This window comes from Pseudomonas sp. P9_31, assembly GCF_034008235.1.
Classification (GTDB): domain Bacteria; phylum Pseudomonadota; class Gammaproteobacteria; order Pseudomonadales; family Pseudomonadaceae; genus Aquipseudomonas.
Map to the genome: position 1 here is coordinate 3,571,223 of NZ_CP125375.1, position 18,969 is coordinate 3,590,191.

Consider the following 18,969-nt stretch of genomic DNA (forward strand, 5'->3'; position numbering starts at 1 on the left):
CAGCTTAACGAGTGCGGCAAGGGCCGTGCTTGCAGCGCTGCGACATATTCGGTCATCGGTACGTAACTCGCGGCATGTGCCTCGAACAACACTAGCAGTCGTGCAGGAAAATGGGGGCTTTATGCCCGGTTTTACGGCACTTGCGTACCAGGAATGACTGGAACGCATCGGATATTCACAACACATCCTCTGACACTCAGTCGAGCAGAAATTTCCGAGGGCTGGCAGAATTGTATTTTGTTGCGTTTACCACGCTCGCCGAGCCAGGATTTTCCCATGCAAATGACAACCGACCTCTTGATCGTCAACCCGTGCGATGACGAAGAAGACAATCTGGCCATGCTCTGCTGCACCAGTGCCGAGGGCGAACTGTTCCTGATGAGCCGCTTTCCCGATGAGGACGAGCTGGAGATCATCTTCCACGACAAGCCTTCGGCCCTCAACGGTGTGAAAGTCACCCTCAGCCCTGATCGCCTGCTGATCGAAATCGCCGCTGCGGACGTCGATGTGCTCGATGGCGAAGATTCGCTGGAAATCCTGCACAGCACCGATGCGCAGGATCTGGCTGAAGTGGAAGAGACCTTGCAGAACATCCTTAAAGGCACCGGCACTTACATCAGCCAGCTCTAAGCCTTGGAGTCTCGGGTGCCTGAACCTGCCTCATCGCGAGCAGGCTCGCTCCCACATTTGATCGCATTTTCATATGAGAACCCGGTCACCTGTGAGAGCGAGCCTGCTCGCGATGAGGCCAGCCAGATCACCACCCTGTCCCTCGCCTACAAATTTCCAACAGATTTACCCAACAATTCCCGCACTTTGCACAAAATGCCGTTAGTCGGCGCCCCCCGCGATGGATTAAAGTAACGCCCCCAGCCCTGGCGTTATTCGAACGTCTTCGGTCACCCTTTCCAGGAACAGTCATCGATGGAACATCGTGAAGCGCTGCTCGCGCTGCGAACCTTTCTTTCAACGCAGATTCTCGGCCAGGAAAAACTCATCGAGCGTTTGCTCATCGCCTTGCTCGCCGACGGCCACATGCTGGTCGAGGGCGCTCCGGGACTGGCCAAGACCAAGGCCATCAAAGAGCTCGCCGAAGGCATCGAAGCACAGTTCCATCGCATCCAGTTCACCCCCGACCTGCTGCCGGCCGACATCACCGGTACGGAAATCTATCGCCCGGAAACCGGTAGCTTCGTGTTCCAGCAAGGCCCGATCTTCCACAACCTGGTGCTGGCGGACGAAATCAACCGTGCCCCGGCCAAGGTCCAGTCGGCCCTGCTCGAAGCCATGGGCGAACGCCAGGTCAGTGTCGGGCGCAGCACCTACGAGCTGTCGCCGCTGTTTCTGGTCATGGCCACGCAAAACCCCATCGAACAGGAAGGCACCTACCCGTTGCCCGAAGCCCAGCTCGACCGCTTCCTGATGCACGTGAAAATCGGCTTCCCCGACGCCGCCGTCGAACGCCGGATTCTGCAACAGGCCCGCGGCGAAGCGCTGCACGGCGAAACCAAACCCGAACGCCGCGTCAGTCAGCAGGCGATTTTCGCCGCGCGCAAGGAAATCCTCGGGTTGTACATGGCCGACGCCGTGGAGGAATACCTGGTGCAACTGGTCATGGCCACACGCATCCCGGCCAAGTTCGACCCGGAAATGGCCGAATGGATCGCCTACGGCGCCAGCCCCCGCGGCTCCATCGCCCTGGACCGTTGCGCCCGTGCCCACGCCTGGCTCGCCGGTCGCGACTTCGTCAGCCCGGAAGACATTCAGGCGGTGCTGTTCGATGTGTTGCGCCACCGCATCATTCTTTCCTTTGAAGCCGAAGCCGCTGGCATCGACCAGGACCGGGTGGTCCAGCGGATTCTCGACGTCGTAGCCGTCGCTTGACCCCCATGAACGCCCTCCTCCCGCCCGAGCCGGGCATCCGTGTCAGCCTCGCCGAGCTGATCGAGATGCGCCATCGCGTGCGCGAAGTCCAGCTGTTTTCCACGCCGAGCCAGCGCAGCCCGCTGATCGGCCTGCACCACTCAAAACTGCGCGGGCGCGGGGTGGACTTCGATCAGGTGCGGGTCTATCAGGCCGGCGATGACGTGCGCAGCATTGACTGGCGTGTCACCGCCCGGACCCAGGAACCGCACACCAAGCTGTTCCATGAAGAACGCGAGCGACCGATCTTCATCATGGTCGAACAGAGCTGCCGGCTGTTTTTTGGCTCCGGGCTGATGTTCAAGTCGGTGCTCGCCGCCCAGGCGGCGAGCCTGATTGGCTGGGCCGCATTGGGCCATAACGACCGGGTCGGTGGGCTGGTGTTCGGCGACGACGAGCACTACGAGATCAAACCGCGACGCAGCAAACAGAGCCTGCTGCAATTGCTCAACCGGCTGGTGCGGGTCAATCAGTCGCTGCACACCGAACGCGAGCCGGACCGCGACGCCTTCGGCATTGCCCTGCGCCGCGCCCGGGAAGTATTGCGCCCCGGCAGCCTGGTGATCGTGATCTGCGACGAACGCGCGTTGTCGGACGGTGCCGAGCAACAGCTGAGCCTGTTGTCACGCCATTGCGACCTGCTGCTGCTGCCCGTGTCCGATCCGCTGGATCACGCCCTGCCCGCTGCCGGGCTTTTACGCTTCGCGGAACGGGGTGCGCAGCTGGAACTCGACACGCTGAATTTCGACTTGCGCCAGGCCTATCGCGCACAAGCGGAAGCCCGCATCGACCGCTGGGAGCTGCTGGCGCAAAAGCTGCGGGTGTTGCTGATGCCGTTGAGCACCCAAAGCGAAATGGTCGAGCAACTGCGCGAATACCTGAACCCACAGCGTCCGGGGAAAGGTCGATGAGCAGCCTCGATCAACTGCAACCGTTGATTTCCCCGCCACCGATCGGCTTCTGGCCACCGGCGCCGGGCTGGTGGCTGCTGCTGTTGTTGCTGCCGCTGATCGGTTTCGGCGTATGGCAGTTGCGCCGTTTCATCCCGAACAAGCGCCCTGTCGTCCGCGCCGAACAACCGCTGGACCCGGTGCGTCTCGCTGCCTTGGCCGAGCTCGCCCGGATGCCCAAGCCCTACGACGGCGCCCCGGCCGGTGCCTGGCTGCAGCAACTCAACGGCTTGCTCAAACGCTTGTGCCGCAACCATTACCCCTACAGCCAGAGCCATACTCTTAACGGGCGCAAATGGCTGGCGTTCCTCGACAACCGCTGCCCGGCCGCCGGCCTCACGCGCTGGATGGTGCTGGTGGAAGGCGCCTACAAACCCGAATGCAAACTCGACGACAAAGCCATCGCCGGCTTGACTCAAGCCGTCGACACCTGGATTCGCAAACATGTTTGAGTTCGCCTGGCCGTGGATCTTTGCCCTGCTGCCGCTGCCCTGGCTGATGCGGGTGCTGCTGCCGGTGGCCGACAGTGGCGAGCCGGCGCTCAAGGTCAGCTTCCTCAGCGACCTCGAAGGCCTCGCTCGCCGCCGCGCCCGGGCCAACCTGCCGGCCTGGCGCCAGCAAGCCCCGTTCATTTTGCTGTGGCTGTTGCTGCTGATCGCCGCGGCGCGCCCGCAATGGCTCGGCGACCCTCTACCGATTGCCGCCAGTGGCCGCGACCTGCTGGTGGCGGTGGACGTGTCCGGCTCGATGGATTTTCCCGACATGCAGTGGCAGGACGAAGACGTCAGCCGACTGTCATTGGTGCAGCATTTGCTCGGTGATTTTCTCGAAAGTCGCGACGGCGATCGCGTCGGGTTGATCCTGTTCGGCAGTCAGGCCTATCTGCAAGCGCCGCTGACCTTCGACCGACACACCGTGCGGGTGTGGCTCGACGAAGCGCGGATCGGCATCGCCGGCAAGAACACCGCCATCGGCGACGCCATCGGCCTGGCCCTCAAACGCCTGCGCCAGCGCCCGGCACAAAGCCGCGTGCTGATTCTGGTCACCGACGGCGCCAACAACGGCGGCGAAATCGATCCGCTGACCGCCGCACGCCTGGCGGCTAATGAAGGCGTGAGAATCTACCCGATCGGTATCGGTGCCGATCCGGAACAAAGCGGCACCCTGGGCTTCCTGGGCACCAACCCGAGCCTGGACCTCGACGAACCCGCCTTGAAAGCCATCGCCGAAGCCACCGGTGGCCAGTATTTCCGCGCCCACGACGGCCAGGAATTGCAGGCGATCAAGCGCACCCTCGACAAACTGGAACCGGTGACCCAGCAACCCACTCAGGCCCGCCCGGCCCAGGCGTTGTATCACTGGCCGTTGGCGATGGCGCTGCTGTTGAGCATGCTGCTGGTGATCCGCGAGCGCTGGCCGGATAACCCGTTGCAACGGCTGTTTACCAAGGAGCTGTTTACCAAAGAGCGGTTTCTGCAAAAGCAACTGCCCGACTGGCGTCAGCGGCTCAAACGCCTGCGTCTGCGGAGGCGTCGATGATTGCCCTCTGGCCGCACTGGTTCCGCCCCTGGTGGCTGCTGTTGTTGCCGTTGCTGGGCTGGTTGCTCTGGCAACTCTGGCACCGGCAGAAACGCGCCGGCCGCTGGCAAATGATTCTGCCACCGGCCTTCCATGCCGCGTTGCTCAGTGGTGGCAGCGGTCGCGAAAGCAAACTGCCGTGGGTTGCCCTGGGCCTGGCCTGGGTGCTGACCGTGCTGGCTCTGCTCGGGCCAGGTTGGCAGCGAGTGGAACAAACCAGCCAGAAACCCGCCGACCCGCTGGTGGTATTGCTCGAGCTGACCCCGGAAATGCTCGCCACCGACGTTGCGCCGAACCGGCTGGAACAGGCCCGGCGCAAACTGTTCGACCTGCTGCAAAACCGCAGCGATGCGCAGACCGCCATCGTCGTCTACGCCGGCAGCGCTCACACCTTGGTGCCGCTGTCGGATGACCTGTCGACCAGCCGCAATCTGCTGGATGCGCTCAAGCCGTCGCTGATGCCTCAGGCCGGTCATCGTGCCGATCTGGCGGTGGCCAAGGCCCTGGCGCTGCTGGATCAGGGCGCCCTCGGCCAGGGCCGGGTCCTGCTGATCGGTTCGTCGCTGACGGAACAGGAACGCCAAGGGATTCGTCAGGCACTGGACGACAAGTCCACGCAATTTCTGATGCTCGGTATCGGCACCGCCGAAGGTGCGCCGGTCGCGCAGGACGACGGCAGTTTCCTCAAGGACGACGTGGGCGCGATTCTGGTGCCGCACCTGGATGGCCCCAGCCTGAAAGCCTTTGCCAATGGCGTGGGCGGACGTTATCGCCAGGCACGCCTGGACGATGCCGACCTGCGCGGCCTCGGTCTGCTCGACGGCCCTCGGGATCTGCGTAACGACGGCCAGACGTTGCGTCTCGACACCTGGGCCGATCAGGGGTACTGGCTGCTGTTGCCGCTGTTATTGCTGACCGCCTGCGCCGGACGCCGCGGTTGGCTGTTCTGCCTGCCGCTGTTGTTCCTGCTGCCACAACCCAGTTACGCCTTCGATTTCGAAGACTTGTGGTTGCGACCCGATCAGCAGGGCCTGCATTTGCTCAAACAAAAACGCCCGGCCGAGGCCGCACTGCATTTCGAAGATCCGCAATGGCAGGGTGTGGCGCTCTATGAGGCCGGCGACTTCAGTGGCGCCGCCCAGCGGTTTGCCGAAGGCAACGATGCGCATGCCCACTACAATCGTGGCAATGCCCTGGCCAAAAGTGGTGAACTGGAAGCAGCGCTGGATGCTTACGAACAAGCGCTGGAACTTCAACCGGATCTGCGCCCGGCCCTGACCAACAAGGCACTGGTGGAAAGCCTGCTCAAGCAGAAAACCACCGCGCCGCCCGTTGAGCCGGATAAAACCGCCGCTGACGAAACCACCACACAAGAACCGCCACCGGACAGCGCCACTCAGCCGTCGAACAAGGGTGAGCCGAAAGCTGACGCCCAACAGACCACGCCGGACGCCGGGCAGCCACCCACGCCCCCGCCGCAACCGGGCGCCAATGAAGTCCCGGGCAGCGAGCTGGAGGATGAACAAAGCACCAGGCCACCACGGCGACCGGCCAGCGACAGGCTCGAAGGCGAACAGCGCCAGGCGCTGGAGCAATGGCTGCGCAAGATCCCGGATGACCCCGGAGAACTGCTCAGACGCAAATTCTGGTACGAACAGCAACAACATCAGGATCAGGGAAAAACTCGATGACCCGCTTCACCGCCTTCTTGCTCGCACTGCTGCCCGCCCTGTTGCTCTGCACCGTTCAGGCCCAGGCGGCGGGGCTGGTCGCCAGTGTCGATCGCAGTCGCCTGAACTCCGGGGAGACGGTCGAACTGACCCTGGAATCCAACGACGTGACCCAGTTCGGCAAACCCGACCTGGCGCCGCTGGAGCCGCTGTTCGAAGTACGCGGCACCCGCCAGGTCAACCAACTGAATACCCTCAACGGCAACACTCAGGCGACCACTCGCTGGATCATCACCCTGCTGCCCCGGCAGAACGGCAGCGTGGTGATTCCGTCGCTGCAACTGGGCGACGCCCAGAGCCAGCCGATTACCGTGCAGGTGATCGAGAGTGAAACCCAAGACATCCGCAACACCTTGGCATCGGTGTTCATCGAAGCCAGCCTCGACCAGAGCAGTGTCTATGTGCAGGCTCAGGCGATCCTGACCTTGCGCATTTACCATTCAGTCGCCCTGTATGACGACAGCAGCCTGACCCCGTTGCAGATTCCCGATGCGCGCATCGAACAGCTGGGCGAGCCGCGCACCTACGAGAAAGCCATCAACGGTTTGCGCCATGGCGTGATCGAAATGCGCTACGCGATCTACCCGCAGCACAGCGGCGTATTGACCATTCCGGCGCAGATGTTCAGTGCCACGCCGGTCGATACCCAGCCGTCCCAGGACGCAACACCCCAAGGGCCGAAACCGGGCAAGCTGATGCGCGTCAGCTCCGCCGAGATCCCGCTGACGGTCAAGGCCAAACCCGCTACTTACCCAGCCGATGTTCCCTGGCTGCCGGCCCGCAGCCTGAGCCTCGGCGAAAGCTGGAGCCCGGAACCGGATCATGCGCAGGTCGGCGATTCGCTGACCCGCAGCCTGACCTTGAACGCCGAAGGCCTCGCCAGTTCCCAACTGCCACCGTTGCCCGCCACCGAAATCAACGGCCTGCGGCGCTACCCGGATCAACCCATGCTGAGCAACCAGAGCGGCGAACGCGGCTTGATCGGCAGTCGCGAGGACCGCGAAGCCCTGGTGCCGACCCGCACCGGCGCCATTGATTTGCCGAGCGTTGAAGTGGTCTGGTGGAACACCTTCGAGGATCACCTGGAGCACAGCAGCCTGCCGGCCCGCACGCTGCAAGTGGCGAGCAACCCGAGCCTGATCGTCGATACCCCGGCGGGAGGCCCGCAGGTGATGCCCGGCGCCACCAGCGAAGCCCTGTGGTGGAAGCTCAGCACCGTGATCCTGGCCTGCACCACCCTGCTGGGCTTCGGCCTCTGGTGGCGCGCCCGCTCGCAACCGGCGATCCTGCGGGCGGCGCAGACCGGCCCGAGCCCACGCACCCTGCTCGACGACCTCAAACGCGCCTGCCAGGCCAACGACCCCCACGCCACCCGGCAGGCCCTCGACGCCTGGGCCCGGCAACAGCCGGAAACCCTGGCCGACATGGCCGCGCGCTTCGTGCCGCTGTCCGATGCCCTCGATGGCCTGAATGGCGCGCTCTACAGCGAAACCGGCCAGTACTGGCAAGGCGAGGATCTCTGGCGCGCGATTCGTGCAATTCCGACGGCCGAAGGGGTTCAAGACCTGGTTGGCGATACTGGGTTGCCACCGCTCTATCCCAAATAAATCAAAAGATCGCAGCCTTCTACATTCCCGACCTTTTGCCAGTAAACTCTCCCCTCTTTAGCCGCCATCATTTTCCTCGCGGCCATCACCTTATTTTGTTGCGGAGTACGCCTTGCGTCTGTTTCACACCTCCGACTGGCACCTTGGGCAGAACCTGCACGGCCAGGAGCGCGATTTCGAGCACGCCTGCTTTCTCGACTGGCTGCTGCGGCAACTGAAGCTGGATCAGCCCGATGTGCTGCTGATCGCCGGCGATATCTTCGACACGGTCAACCCGCCGGTCAAAGCCCAGGAACGCCTCTACGACTTCATCGTCAGCGCCCACGAACAGCAGCCTTTGCTGACCATCGTGATGATCGCCGGCAACCACGACTCCGGCTCACGAATCGAACTGCCCGCGCCGTTGATGCGGCGCTTGCGCACCCACGCCCTCGGTCGCGTGCTGTGGCTCGATGACGGTCAGCTGGATGCCGAACGCCTGTTGCTGCCGTTGCCTGATGCCAGCGGCGAAATCGTTGCCTGGTGCCTGGCCCTGCCGTTCCTGCGCCCCGCCGAAGTGACCGGCGCGCATTTGGGCGATAACTACTTGCGCGGCATCGGTCAGGTTCACGAATGGCTGATCGAAGCGGCTAACGCCAAGCGCAAACCGGGCCAGGCGTTGGTCGCCATCAGCCACGCGCACATGGCCGGCGGCTCGGTGTCGGAAGACTCAGAGCGCAGCCTGATCATCGGTAATGCCGAAGCCCTGCCCGCCAGCCTGTTCGGACCGAGTATCAGCTACGTAGCCCTGGGGCATTTGCACAAACCGCAGAAGGTCAACGGCGAAGAACGCATCCGCTACAGCGGCTCGCCGATTCCGTTGTCATTCTCCGAGATCAATTACCAGCATCAGATCCTCGACATTCAACTCGACGGCGAAACATTGGTCAGCGTCGAACCACGTCTGATTCCGCGTTCCGTCCATTTGCAACGCCTCGGCCCCGCGCCATTGGCGGAGGTCCTGCTGCAACTGGCCGACCTGCCCGACATCGACCTGCTGGCCGATATCCAGCGCCAGCCGTGGCTGGAAGTGCGGGTGCGTCTCGACGAACCGCAGCCGGACCTGCGCCACCAAGTGGAAACGGCCCTGCAGGGCAAGGCCGTGCGGCTGGTGCGGATTGCCGCCGAATACGCCGGCAACGGCAGCCGTGAGGGCGTCGATGACGGCGCCACTTTGATCGAACTGGATCAACTCACGCCCCAGGAACTGTTCAGTCGTGCCTGGCAGGACAGCTACGGCAGCGAGGTCGACGAGCAAACGCTCAAGGACTTCGCCGAGCTGTTGCAGGACGTGCAGATGGAGAGCGAGCAGCCATGAAAATCCTCGCGATCCGCCTGAAAAACCTCGCCTCCCTGGCCGGGCCGTTTGAAATCGACTTCACCGCCGAGCCCTTGGCCAGTGCAGGCTTGTTTGCGATTACCGGGCCCACTGGCGCCGGTAAAAGCACCCTGCTCGACGCGCTGTGCCTGGCGCTGTTTGGCGCCGTGCCGCGCCTGAACAACACCGGTCGCGATGCCAAGGTCCCCGACGCCGATGGCGAAATCGGCACCGGCGACCCGCGCACCTTGCTGCGTCGTGGCACTGGCGAAGGCTATGCCGAAGTAGATTTCGTCGGCATCGACGGTCGCCGCTATCGCGCTCGCTGGGAGGCCAATCGCGCTCGGGAAAAGGCCGGCGGCAAGCTGCAAGCCAGTCGTCAGAGCCTGCGCGACATCGATCAGGATCAACTGCTGGCCAGCCAGAAAGGCGAATACAAGGCTCAGCTCGAAGCCGCGCTGGGCCTGAACTTCGAACAGTTCACCCGCGCCGTGCTGCTGGCCCAGAGTGAGTTCAGCGCCTTCCTCAAGGCGGACGACAACGACCGCAGCGAGCTGCTGGAAAAGCTCACCGACACCGCGCTCTACACCCGCCTCGGTCGCCGCGCTTTCGACAAGACTAAAGAGGCTCGCGAAGCCCACAAGCTGTTGCAGGACCAAGCCACCGGGGTTACGCCACTGTCGCCGGAAGCCCGGGCCGAACTCGATGAGCGCTTCAACGACGCTCAACAGCAACTCAAGACCCAACAAGCGCAGCTCAAACAGTTGGAATTGCAACACACCTGGCTCAAGGAACTGAGCCGGTTGCAGGACGCGCAACAGAGCGCCACCGAGCAACTGCACTGCGCCCAACAAGATTGGAACAATCTGGCCGGCGAGCGCTTGAAGCTGACCCGTCTGGAACAACTGGCCCCGCAACGGCATCAGTTCGCACGCAAGACCGAACTCACCGCCCAGCTCACGCCGCTGGCGGCGCAGATTCAGCAGCACACGCAACAGCAAACCGGGCTGACCGAGCGACAGACTCAACTCGAACAGAGCCTGAGCACCGCCCAAACGACGCTGACCCAAGCGCAAAGCCAACACACCGCCAGCGCGCCACTGCTGCGCCAGGCCTTCGAAGAGCAAAGCACCCTCGCCCGTCTGGTCAAGGATGCCACCCTCAGTGCCGACCTCAAGCAGCAGGCGGAACAGGCCTGCACTCAGGGTCAGGGCACGATTCAGGGTTTGCTCGACCAGCAGAAACAGGTCGCCGAACGGTTGCAGCGGATTGCCGGTGAGCTTGAACAAAGTGCTCATCTGGCGCCGTTGAGCGACGCCTGGAACGCCTACCGCGATCGTCTGCAACAACTGATGTTGATCGGTAATCGCCTGAACAAGGGCCAGGCCGAACTGGCCGCTCTGGAGCAAAGCGCCGCCCGCGCTGCCGAGGAACTGGCCACACAGCGCCAGAGCTTAGAGGTGCTGTACAAAGAGGCCGGCGCCGAGCCCGAGGCAGTGGCCGAGCAGATTCAGATTCTCGGCAGTTTGCTTCAGGACAACCGCAAGCAATTGCGGGCTTTTGAAGAGCTGACGCGACTGTGGGCCAGCCAGCAGGAACTGGACAAGCGTGGCGCCGAGCTGCAACAGCGGCAACAGGTAGCGCTGCAAGAACGAGATCGCTTAACCCGCGAAGGTGGCGAAGCAAAGGCTGAATTGGCAGTTGCCGAACAGACCCTGACCGTCACCCGTGAACTGCTGGAGCGTCAGCGACTTGCGCGCAGCGAAAGCGTTGAACAATTGCGCGAACAACTGCAGGACAATCAGCCCTGCCCTGTATGTGGCAGTGCCGAGCACCCTTACCACCAGCCAGAAGCACTACTGCAAAGCTTGGGTCGTCACGATGAAAACGAGCAGGCGAACGCCAAAAAAGCCGTCGATCTACTCAATGAAAAAGTCATCGATCTGCGAGCACAATACAGCGGAATAATCGCTCAACTGAAAGAGCTGAAACAGCAGCAAGAACAGCTCGCGACTCAACAACAAAGCCTGGCGCCGAGCCTGGAAGCACACCCACTGTCCGCTCAACTGCTGGCCCAGGACGCAAACAAGCGCGATGCCTGGCTAACGCACCAAAGCAGCCAGTTGAACCAGAGCATCACGCAGGACGAACACCGGCAAACCGCCCTGCTCACCCTGCAACAGGATGCCGCGCGCCTGGCGCAACAACTGCGCAGCGCCGAAACCGCGAACCAACAGGCGACACAACACCTGATCAACCAGCAACGCGAGTTGAGCAGCGATCGCCAACGCCTGGACGAAGAACTGACGGCGTTCAGCACCCTGCTGCCAGCCGAGACGCTCGAAGCGTTGCGCAACGAACCCGCCGCGACCTTCATGCAGCTCGACCGGCAGATCGCCCAGCGCCTGGAACAACTCGACCAGCAGCGCGATGAACTCGGTGAACAGCAACAACGCCAGCAGACGCTGGACAAAGAACAGTACCAACAGCAGACCCGCACCCAGCAACTGGACACCGCACGACAGCAGTTCACCGCGCTGGCCGGACAGCAACAGGCTTGCCAGGAAAAACTGACTCAGCTGCTGGGCGAACACGCCAGCGCCGAACAGTGGCAGCAGCAACTGGATCAGGCCGTCGAGCAGGCGCGTAGTGCCGAAGCGACGGCCAACCAGGAACTGCAAACCGTGCGCACGGGGTTGGTGCAGCTAGCCGCCGAGCTCAAGGCACAGCAGGAACGTGCGCAGGCCCTGGAAACCGAAGACCGCGAGTTGAGCGGCAAGATCGCCGACTGGCGCGCGCAGCATCCAGAGCTGGACGACGGCGGACTGGAAGATCTATTGAGCGTCGACGATCAACAGGTCAGCGAACTACGCCAGCAGTTGCAGCAAAGCGAGAAAGCCATCGAGCAAGCCAAGGTGCTGTTGCAGGAGCGGGACCAGCGCTTGCTCGATCATCAGGCGCAGCACAATGGCAATCTGCACGCCGAACAACTGGCCACGGCGCTTGCCGAGCTGCAAAGCCTGTTCGCCGCCAGCGAACACCGCTGTGCCGAATTGCGCGCCGAACAGGCCGAGGATCAGCGTCGGCAGAACGCCAATCAGGCGTTGGCGCAGCAGATCGCCAATGCGTACGCCGAGTACCAGCGCTGGGCACGTTTGAATGCGCTGATCGGTTCGGCCACCGGCGACACCTTCCGCAAAATCGCCCAGGCCTACAACCTCGACCTGCTGGTGCATCACGCCAACGTTCAGTTGCGGCAACTGGTGCGGCGCTATCGCCTGAAACGTGGCGGTAGCATGCTCGGGTTATTGGTGATGGACACCGAGATGGGTGACGAACTGCGCTCGGTGCATTCGCTGTCCGGCGGCGAAACGTTCCTGGTGTCACTAGCCCTGGCGCTCGGGTTGGCGTCGATGGCGTCGAGCACGCTGAAAATCGAATCGCTGTTCATCGACGAAGGCTTCGGCAGCCTCGACCCGGAATCCCTGCAATTGGCCATGGACGCCCTCGACGGCTTGCAGGCGCAAGGGCGCAAGGTCGCGGTGATTTCCCATGTGCAGGAAATGCATGAACGGATTCCGGTGCAGATTCAGGTCCACCGCCAAGGCAACGGCCTGAGTACGCTGGAGGTGAAATGAATACGCTGTATTCGTTCCGCCGTTGCCCTTATGCCATGCGCGCACGCATGGCCCTGCGCTATTCAGGGGTTGAGGTGAATATCGTCGAGGTCAGCCTCAAGGCCAAACCTGCCGAAATGCTCGCGCTGTCGAGCAAAGGCACAGTGCCGGTGTTGAGTGTGGATGGGCGGGTGATCGATGAGAGCCTGGAAATCATGCGCTGGGCGCTGGCGCAGAACGATCCGCAGGACTGGTTGCTCAAGGATGATCCGCAAGGACAGCAACGCAGCGACGCACTGATCGAAGAGAACGATCAAGTGTTCAAGGTGCACCTGAATCGCTACAAGTACGCCGAGCGCTATCCCGAGCAGCCGATGGCGTTTTATCGCGCCGAGGGCGAGGTGTTCTTGCGCAAACTGGATGAATTGCTGGAGGGGCGCGACTACTTGCTGGCCGGGCATCCGAGCCTGGCGGATATCGCGGTGATGCCATTCGTGCGGCAATTCGCCCATGTGGATCGCGAGTGGTTCGGGCAGACGCCTCATGTGCGATTGCAGGCGTGGTTGCAGCGGTTTCTGGAATCGGAGTTGTTTACCGGCGTGATGGCAAAACAAAAGTAAGAGCATTCCATTGTGGCGAGGGGGCTTGCCCCCTCACCACAATTGACCTCATATGCTGGGATTTCAGGCCAATACCGAGCACATCCCCAACGCCGAGCAATCCACCTGGAATGGCCCGAAGAATTCGCTATTGGATTTGCTCGGCGGATTACCCGCCAGCAGCTCCAGGGCCTTGGCGGTCTGGATGTTGTGGGCGATGTTGTGATTGCATTCGATAGCCCGCGCCACCGACCCCGCCGAGCCCTGCCCGATCCCCAACAACGAAGCGCCATTGGTCATGAACGCCAGGAAGGCGATGACCCAGAGTCCGCGTCCTTTCATGCCCCTGCCACTCCCGCCACGTCGGCGTCATCAACCACCGCGTTTTGAGCGCGGTGTTCGAACTGGATGCCGGGATAAGCGACCTGAATCGGTGCTTGAAGTCTGTGTTGCGATTGGGTGGAAAGGCTGACGAGCAACACCATGGCCAAGTAAAGACCAATGGCCAGGTACGCGCCGTGTTTGGCAGAAGTGAGAATTGCGCTGGCCATGGTGTTCTCCGTGGGCATGTTTCAGTGCCCACAGAATCGATCAAAAAACAGAAGATAACTAGCGACCTTTATGCATAGTAGCTATCAGTTTTATTGATCATGAACCCAGCGTGTTTCAGTCCTCGATAAAGCTCATCAAGCGCTCGCGGGCCGCCTCAGGCTCGTTGGAAACGGGCTCGGCAGCCGACAGAATCGGGGTGGAATAGAGAAACAGGAGAACCACTGCCAGACGCATCGCCATGCTGTCGATCCTTATTGGGGAAGGAGTCAAAAAATCAGCGTCAAATTTAAACTCATGGCCATGTGATATCAAGCAATACATTGATAGCAATATGATGCTGTCGTAAACACGTTATGCAGGAGCGACATCACTTCGGGGCTTTTCGACGCCTTACAGGTCGATCGGCAAGTGACTTCGCTCCTGCATAAAAGGTGCAGGGCTGACATTTCAGTGTTGGGTTTTGTGATCCAGCGCGGCGTAGAAGTTGGCGCTCTGTTGCAGGTATTTCTGGGTGTAGCTTTGGGTGTGGGATTTTTTGTCGCTGATTTCAACGTTGGCACTGGCGGGCAGCGCAACGGTCGCTGAGATAGCGGAAGCGGCGATGACAGAGAAGAGATTGAAGTTCATGGCGGTATTCCTCGATTCAGTTGGCTTGCTTGCCCGGTTGGGCCGTGAAGCAAACTTAACTCCCGAGGGTCGGCGCCTTGAAATGCTTTGTAGCATTAGCCGATATCAGTCTCATTAATAGAAGGTTGCAGGCCCCATCAACCGGGGCCTGCGGCCTATTGACGCAGCAGGAACTTGAGATCGCTGGGGGCATCCATCGGCAGTTTCTGCACGGTTTTGCCCAACAGACCGGTCTTGGCATCGCGCTCGACGACGACAATCTGGTTGCTCTTCTGGTTGGCAATCAGCACGAACTTGCCACTCGGGTCGAGGCTGAACTCGCGTGGGTGATCACCGTCCACCGAGCGGCGTTGAAGCTCCTTGAGGTGGCCGGTGGCCGGGTCGATGGCGAACACCAGCAACTGATTGGCGGTGCCACGGTTGCTGACGTAAAGGAACTTGCCGTCGGCCGAGGCGTGAAGCGCAGCCGCAGCCTTGCCCGATGTCGGCAGACCCGCCGCCAGATCGACCAACTGCGTTTGCTCGAGTTTGCCGTCCTTGTAGTCGAACACCGCCACCTGCGCACTCATTTCCATGGTCAGCCAGGCGTGTTTGCCATCGGCGCTGAACAGCAAGTGTCGCGGCCCGCTGCCAGGTGGCAACTGGACGGATGCAGGTTTGGCGGCGGTCAGCGGCAGCTCCGGATTGGCCTTGGGGTCGAAGCGATAGACGAAGATCTTGTCCGCCCCCAGGTCATTGGAAAACACGTAGTGGCCATCCGGCGAAGAAACCACCGAATGCACGTGCGCCGACATCTGCCGCTCGGGGTTGACCCGGCTGGACGGGTGACTGCTCATCTGCACCACCGGTTTGAGCGTGCCATCGGCGCCCACCGGTAACACCGCCAGGGTGCCACCCGGGTCTTCAGCCACCGAGTAGTTGCTGACAAACAAATGGCTGGCATCACCGCTGACGCTCGAATGCGTCGGCTCGTTGCCCAGGGTTTGCACCTGATTGATCAGGCTCAGCTCATGGGTCTTGGGGTCGATCGCATAGCTGCTGACACGCCCTACCGGATCAGCCTGACCGGGGCCGTTTTCGTTGACCGCGAACAGGCGCTGTTGATCCTTGGACACGGTCAGCCAGGATGGGTTGGCGCTCTTCACCACTTGCAGGGGTTTGGCGTCGATCTGCCCGGTGCGGCTGTCGAAGTTCAGGCGATAAATCCCCTGGCTCTGACCGGCGGTGTACGACCCCACCAGCAACTCGTAGCTGTCGACCGGCGCTGCCTGCACACCCATCGCGCCAACGCTGCCGGCGATCAACAGTGGCCAGAAGTTACGCATCCTCATTCGTTTCGTCCTCGTCGTCACCACCGCCGAACGCTTCCATGGGCACCAGCCGGTGCTCGCCGGAATCACCGGTGATGATCCAGCTCTTCAAGCCAGGATCGAAAGTCGCCGCCGCGATCTGCGCCACGCTGAACTCCCAGCGCTTGAGCGCCCGACCGTCCATGCATTCGATGTGCAGGTTATCGTCTTCATCGAGGGAAAATTCGAAGGCGTGCAGCCCGTCGATCTCCAACATGTCGCAGTGTTCAAGGGCTTCGATCAAGGTGTTGGTTACGGCAGTCATGGCAGTCAATCTTTGAATGGGAAAGCCGCAATGATAGCTCATGCACTAAAGGATCGTTCCACTGGTCCTTGTGGGAGCGGGCTTGCCCGCGATGGCGGCAGTACAGCCAACATCGCAGTGACTGCCAGATCGCTATCGCGGGCAAACCCGCTCTCACAGGGTTTACGCTCACCGTTAGAGAGCATCGCGGGACGGCTTGCCATCGACCAGGCGCTGGATGCGCAGCGGATTGCCATTCTTCAACGCTTCCGGCAGCAGGCTGTCGGGGTAATTCTGGAAGCACACCGGGCGCAGGAAACGGTCGATGGCCAGGGTGCCCACCGAGGTGCCGCGCGCATCGGAAGTCGCGGGGTACGGCCCGCCATGCACCATCGAATCGCAAACTTCCACACCGGTCGGATAGCCGTTGAGCAGGATCCGTCCGACCTTCTGTTCCAGCAATGCCGTCAGCTCACCAAAGCGTTCGAAGTCCGCCGGCTCACCGATAACGGTTGCCGTCAGCTGTCCGTGCAGGCCATTCAACGCGGCACTGAGTTGCGCCTGATCCGCCACTTCGACGAACACCGTGGTCGGGCCGAATACTTCCTCTTGCAGCACTTCATCGCCATCGAGCAACAGGCTCACTTCCGCCTTGAACAGTTGCGGCTGGGCTTGACTGCCTTGTTGTGGGCCGCCGGCCAAGTGCTCGATGTTCGGATGTGCAACAAGCTTCTGCAGGCCTTTGCCATAGCTGCTCAATGTGCCGGCGTTGAGCATGGTTTGCGCCGGCTGATCGCCGATCAGCCCGGCCACCTGTTGCACGAACGCGCTGAACTGCGGCGAACGAATGCCGATCACCAGCCCCGGATTGGTACAGAACTGCCCGCAGCCCTGCACCACCGACGCCGTGAGGTCACGGGCGACGCTTTCAGCGCGAGTTTCCAGCGCTTGAGGCAATACGATCACCGGGTTGATGCTCGACATCTCGGCGAACACCGGAATCGGCTGCGCACGTGCCGCGGCCATGTCGCACAGCGCACGACCACCCTTCAGCGAACCGGTAAAACCGACGGCTTGAATCACCGGGTGCTTGACCAGCGCTTCACCCACCCCGCCGCCGAAGATCATGTTGAACACACCGGCCGGCATGGCGGTTTTCTCGGCGGCGCGGATCACGGCGTCAGCCACCCATTCAGCAGTTGCCATGTGGCCACTGTGAGCCTTGAACACCACCGGGCAGCCGGCGGCCAAGGCTGAAGCGGTGTCACCCCCAGCCGTGGAAAACGCCAACGGAAAGTTACTCGCACCAAACACCGCAACCGGCCCCAGGCCAATTCGGTACTGACGCAGGTCCGGACGCGGCAATGGCTTGCGCTCAGGCAGCGCCCGATCGATCCGCGCCCCATAGAAATCACCGCGCCGCAGCACCTTGGCGAACAAACGCATCTGGCCGCTGGTGCGACCACGCTCACCTTGAATCCGTGCCGCCGGCAACGCCGTTTCGCGGCAAACCACCGCCACGAACTCATCGCCCAGGGCGTCCAGCTCATCGGCAATCGCATCCAGAAACTGCGCGCGGCGCTCAGCGCTCAGGCTGCGATAGGCCGGGTACGCAGCAGCGGCAGCCTTCGCGGCGGCGTCAACCTCATCAAGGGTGGCCTGATAAAAATCGTGGGGCAAAGCCTCGCCGGTGCTGGCGTCGACGCTCTGGAGTTTGACGGTGCCGGTAGCGCTGCGCTGACCGCCAATGTAGTTGTGACCAAGAATCCGGGTCATGGGTGTCTCCTTAAAGTGTGCCAACGGTGCCGGGCTCGAACGCCGCTTCAACGGGCGCAATGCCGTTGATCAACGGCGCGCCGAACTCGGCCTGGCTGATCTCGAACACATCACCCGGTTGGGTGCGAATGCCGTCGGCGAAGGACAGGGTCGCGGTGCCGAAGAAGTGAATGTGCACGTCGCCGGGGCGCAGGAACTGGCTGTACTTGAAGTGGTGATACTCAAGGTTTGCCAGGCTGTGACACATGTTCGCTTCGCCGCTGAGGAACTCGTTCTGCCACAGCACCTCGCCGTCGCGCAGGATGCGGCTGGTGCCTGCCAGATGCCGAGGCAATTCACCGACCCGAAGTTCCGGGCCATAGCTGCAACTGCGCAGTTTCGAATGGGCCAGGTAAAGGTAATTTTTGCGCTCCATCACGTGATCGGAAAACTCGTTGCCCACGGCGAAACCGAGGCGATACGGTTTGCCGTCGTGGCCGATGACATAGAGGCCACTGAGTTCAGGTTCTTCACCTGCGTCTTCAGCGAACGGCGGCAGCGGGAACGGTTTACCCGGTCGCACGACGATGCTGCCATCGCCCTTGTAGAACCACTCCGGTTGCACACCGGCCTGCCCTACCGCCGGTTTTCCGCCCTCCACGCCCCACTTGAAGATGCGCATGGTGTCAGTCATGGCGGCTTCGTCGCCGACCTGTTGATGCATTTTGTCCCGGGCCGAAGCGCTGCCCAGATGAGTCAGGCCGGTGCCGCTGACCAGCATGTGCGCCGGGTCCGGGTGATCCAGCGGTGGCAGGATTTGCAGATTGGCCAGCAGCGCTGAATAGTCGTGACTGATGCCCAGGCCCAGGGTTTCAACCTGTTGCTCAAGATTGACACCCGCCTCGATCGCCGCCAGCGCCAGATCCCGCACCGAGCGCGCACTCTGCACTTCGCGGACCAGGCCGTCCTCGACCACGCCGACGCGGCGTTCGCCGTTACTCAATTCGAACTGAACTAAACGCATGATTTTCTCCTTTAAACAAACTCGAAAACGCCACAAGACCAATGTGGGAGCGAGCCT

18 protein-coding genes are annotated in these 18,969 nt (G+C 61.9%); 10 read left to right on the forward strand and 8 right to left on the reverse strand.

Features of this window, described 5'->3' with window-relative positions; all coding sequences use genetic code 11:
- Positions 1-276: 276 nt before the first annotated feature.
- The 10 genes from QMK51_RS15560 to QMK51_RS15605 all read left to right on the forward strand — a co-directional run bounded on the left by QMK51_RS15560 (position 277) and on the right by QMK51_RS15605 (position 13,382).
- The gene (locus tag QMK51_RS15560) at positions 277-630 is read left to right on the forward strand and encodes a hypothetical protein (RefSeq protein ID WP_320390797.1); all 354 of its coding nucleotides are present in this window, start codon (positions 277-279) and stop codon (positions 628-630) included.
- A gap of 294 nt (positions 631-924) precedes the next feature.
- Positions 925-1,884, forward strand: a complete 960-nt coding sequence (locus QMK51_RS15565; RefSeq protein ID WP_258696040.1) for an AAA family ATPase — start codon at positions 925-927, stop codon at positions 1,882-1,884.
- Between the two features lie 5 nt (positions 1,885-1,889).
- Positions 1,890-2,834: a DUF58 domain-containing protein gene (locus QMK51_RS15570; protein ID WP_320390798.1), complete on the forward strand. Its 945-nt coding sequence runs from the start codon at positions 1,890-1,892 to the stop codon at positions 2,832-2,834.
- Positions 2,831-3,325 (forward strand): DUF4381 domain-containing protein, encoded by a 495-nt coding sequence (locus QMK51_RS15575; RefSeq protein ID WP_320390799.1) that lies wholly within the window; start codon positions 2,831-2,833, stop codon positions 3,323-3,325. Before QMK51_RS15570 ends, QMK51_RS15575 begins: the two co-directional genes overlap by 4 nt.
- Positions 3,318-4,412, forward strand: coding sequence for a VWA domain-containing protein (locus tag QMK51_RS15580; protein ID WP_320390800.1), 1,095 nt, complete (start codon positions 3,318-3,320; stop codon positions 4,410-4,412). Before QMK51_RS15575 ends, QMK51_RS15580 begins: the two co-directional genes overlap by 8 nt.
- The gene (locus tag QMK51_RS15585) at positions 4,409-6,142 is read left to right on the forward strand and encodes a vWA domain-containing protein (protein WP_320390801.1); all 1,734 of its coding nucleotides are present in this window, start codon (positions 4,409-4,411) and stop codon (positions 6,140-6,142) included. The genes QMK51_RS15580 and QMK51_RS15585 overlap by 4 nt, the downstream gene beginning before the upstream one ends.
- Positions 6,139-7,788: a BatD family protein gene (locus tag QMK51_RS15590; RefSeq protein WP_320390802.1), complete on the forward strand. Its 1,650-nt coding sequence runs from the start codon at positions 6,139-6,141 to the stop codon at positions 7,786-7,788. The genes QMK51_RS15585 and QMK51_RS15590 overlap by 4 nt, the downstream gene beginning before the upstream one ends.
- A gap of 112 nt (positions 7,789-7,900) precedes the next feature.
- Positions 7,901-9,145 carry an exonuclease SbcCD subunit D C-terminal domain-containing protein gene (locus tag QMK51_RS15595; RefSeq protein ID WP_320390803.1) on the forward strand — a complete coding sequence of 415 codons (1,245 nt, stop codon included), beginning with the start codon at positions 7,901-7,903 and terminating at the stop codon, positions 9,143-9,145.
- Positions 9,142-12,783 carry an AAA family ATPase gene (locus tag QMK51_RS15600; protein ID WP_320390804.1) on the forward strand — a complete coding sequence of 1,214 codons (3,642 nt, stop codon included), beginning with the start codon at positions 9,142-9,144 and terminating at the stop codon, positions 12,781-12,783. The genes QMK51_RS15595 and QMK51_RS15600 overlap by 4 nt, the downstream gene beginning before the upstream one ends.
- The gene (locus tag QMK51_RS15605) at positions 12,780-13,382 is read left to right on the forward strand and encodes a glutathione S-transferase (protein WP_320390805.1); all 603 of its coding nucleotides are present in this window, start codon (positions 12,780-12,782) and stop codon (positions 13,380-13,382) included. Before QMK51_RS15600 ends, QMK51_RS15605 begins: the two co-directional genes overlap by 4 nt.
- A 63-nt stretch (positions 13,383-13,445) precedes the next feature.
- Here the strand turns inward: QMK51_RS15605 and QMK51_RS15610 are convergent, their stop codons facing one another.
- The 8 genes from QMK51_RS15610 to araD1 all read right to left on the reverse strand — a co-directional run bounded on the left by QMK51_RS15610 (position 13,446) and on the right by araD1 (position 18,912).
- A complete protein-coding gene (locus tag QMK51_RS15610) occupies positions 13,446-13,703 on the reverse strand; it encodes a hypothetical protein (RefSeq protein WP_258696048.1) in 258 nt (85 codons plus the stop codon).
- Complete coding sequence (locus QMK51_RS15615) at positions 13,700-13,912, reverse strand: hypothetical protein (RefSeq protein ID WP_320390806.1); 213 nt, start codon at positions 13,910-13,912, stop codon at positions 13,700-13,702. The genes QMK51_RS15610 and QMK51_RS15615 overlap by 4 nt, the downstream gene beginning before the upstream one ends.
- A gap of 115 nt (positions 13,913-14,027) precedes the next feature.
- The gene (locus tag QMK51_RS15620; protein WP_258696050.1) at positions 14,028-14,153 is read right to left on the reverse strand and encodes a hypothetical protein; all 126 of its coding nucleotides are present in this window, start codon (positions 14,151-14,153) and stop codon (positions 14,028-14,030) included.
- Between the two features lie 207 nt (positions 14,154-14,360).
- The gene (locus QMK51_RS15625) at positions 14,361-14,540 is read right to left on the reverse strand and encodes a hypothetical protein (RefSeq protein ID WP_019650041.1); all 180 of its coding nucleotides are present in this window, start codon (positions 14,538-14,540) and stop codon (positions 14,361-14,363) included.
- Between the two features lie 155 nt (positions 14,541-14,695).
- The gene (locus tag QMK51_RS15630; RefSeq protein ID WP_258700737.1) at positions 14,696-15,865 is read right to left on the reverse strand and encodes a lactonase family protein; all 1,170 of its coding nucleotides are present in this window, start codon (positions 15,863-15,865) and stop codon (positions 14,696-14,698) included.
- Positions 15,858-16,154: a DUF5629 family protein gene (locus QMK51_RS15635; protein WP_258696051.1), complete on the reverse strand. Its 297-nt coding sequence runs from the start codon at positions 16,152-16,154 to the stop codon at positions 15,858-15,860. The genes QMK51_RS15630 and QMK51_RS15635 overlap by 8 nt, the downstream gene beginning before the upstream one ends.
- Before the next feature lie 174 nt (positions 16,155-16,328).
- Entirely contained in the window at positions 16,329-17,909 is a 1,581-nt protein-coding gene (locus tag QMK51_RS15640; RefSeq protein ID WP_320390807.1) for an aldehyde dehydrogenase (NADP(+)), read from the reverse strand.
- A gap of 10 nt (positions 17,910-17,919) precedes the next feature.
- Positions 17,920-18,912, reverse strand: coding sequence for an AraD1 family protein (araD1, locus tag QMK51_RS15645; RefSeq protein WP_320390808.1), 993 nt, complete (start codon positions 18,910-18,912; stop codon positions 17,920-17,922).
- Positions 18,913-18,969: the final 57 nt, after the last annotated feature.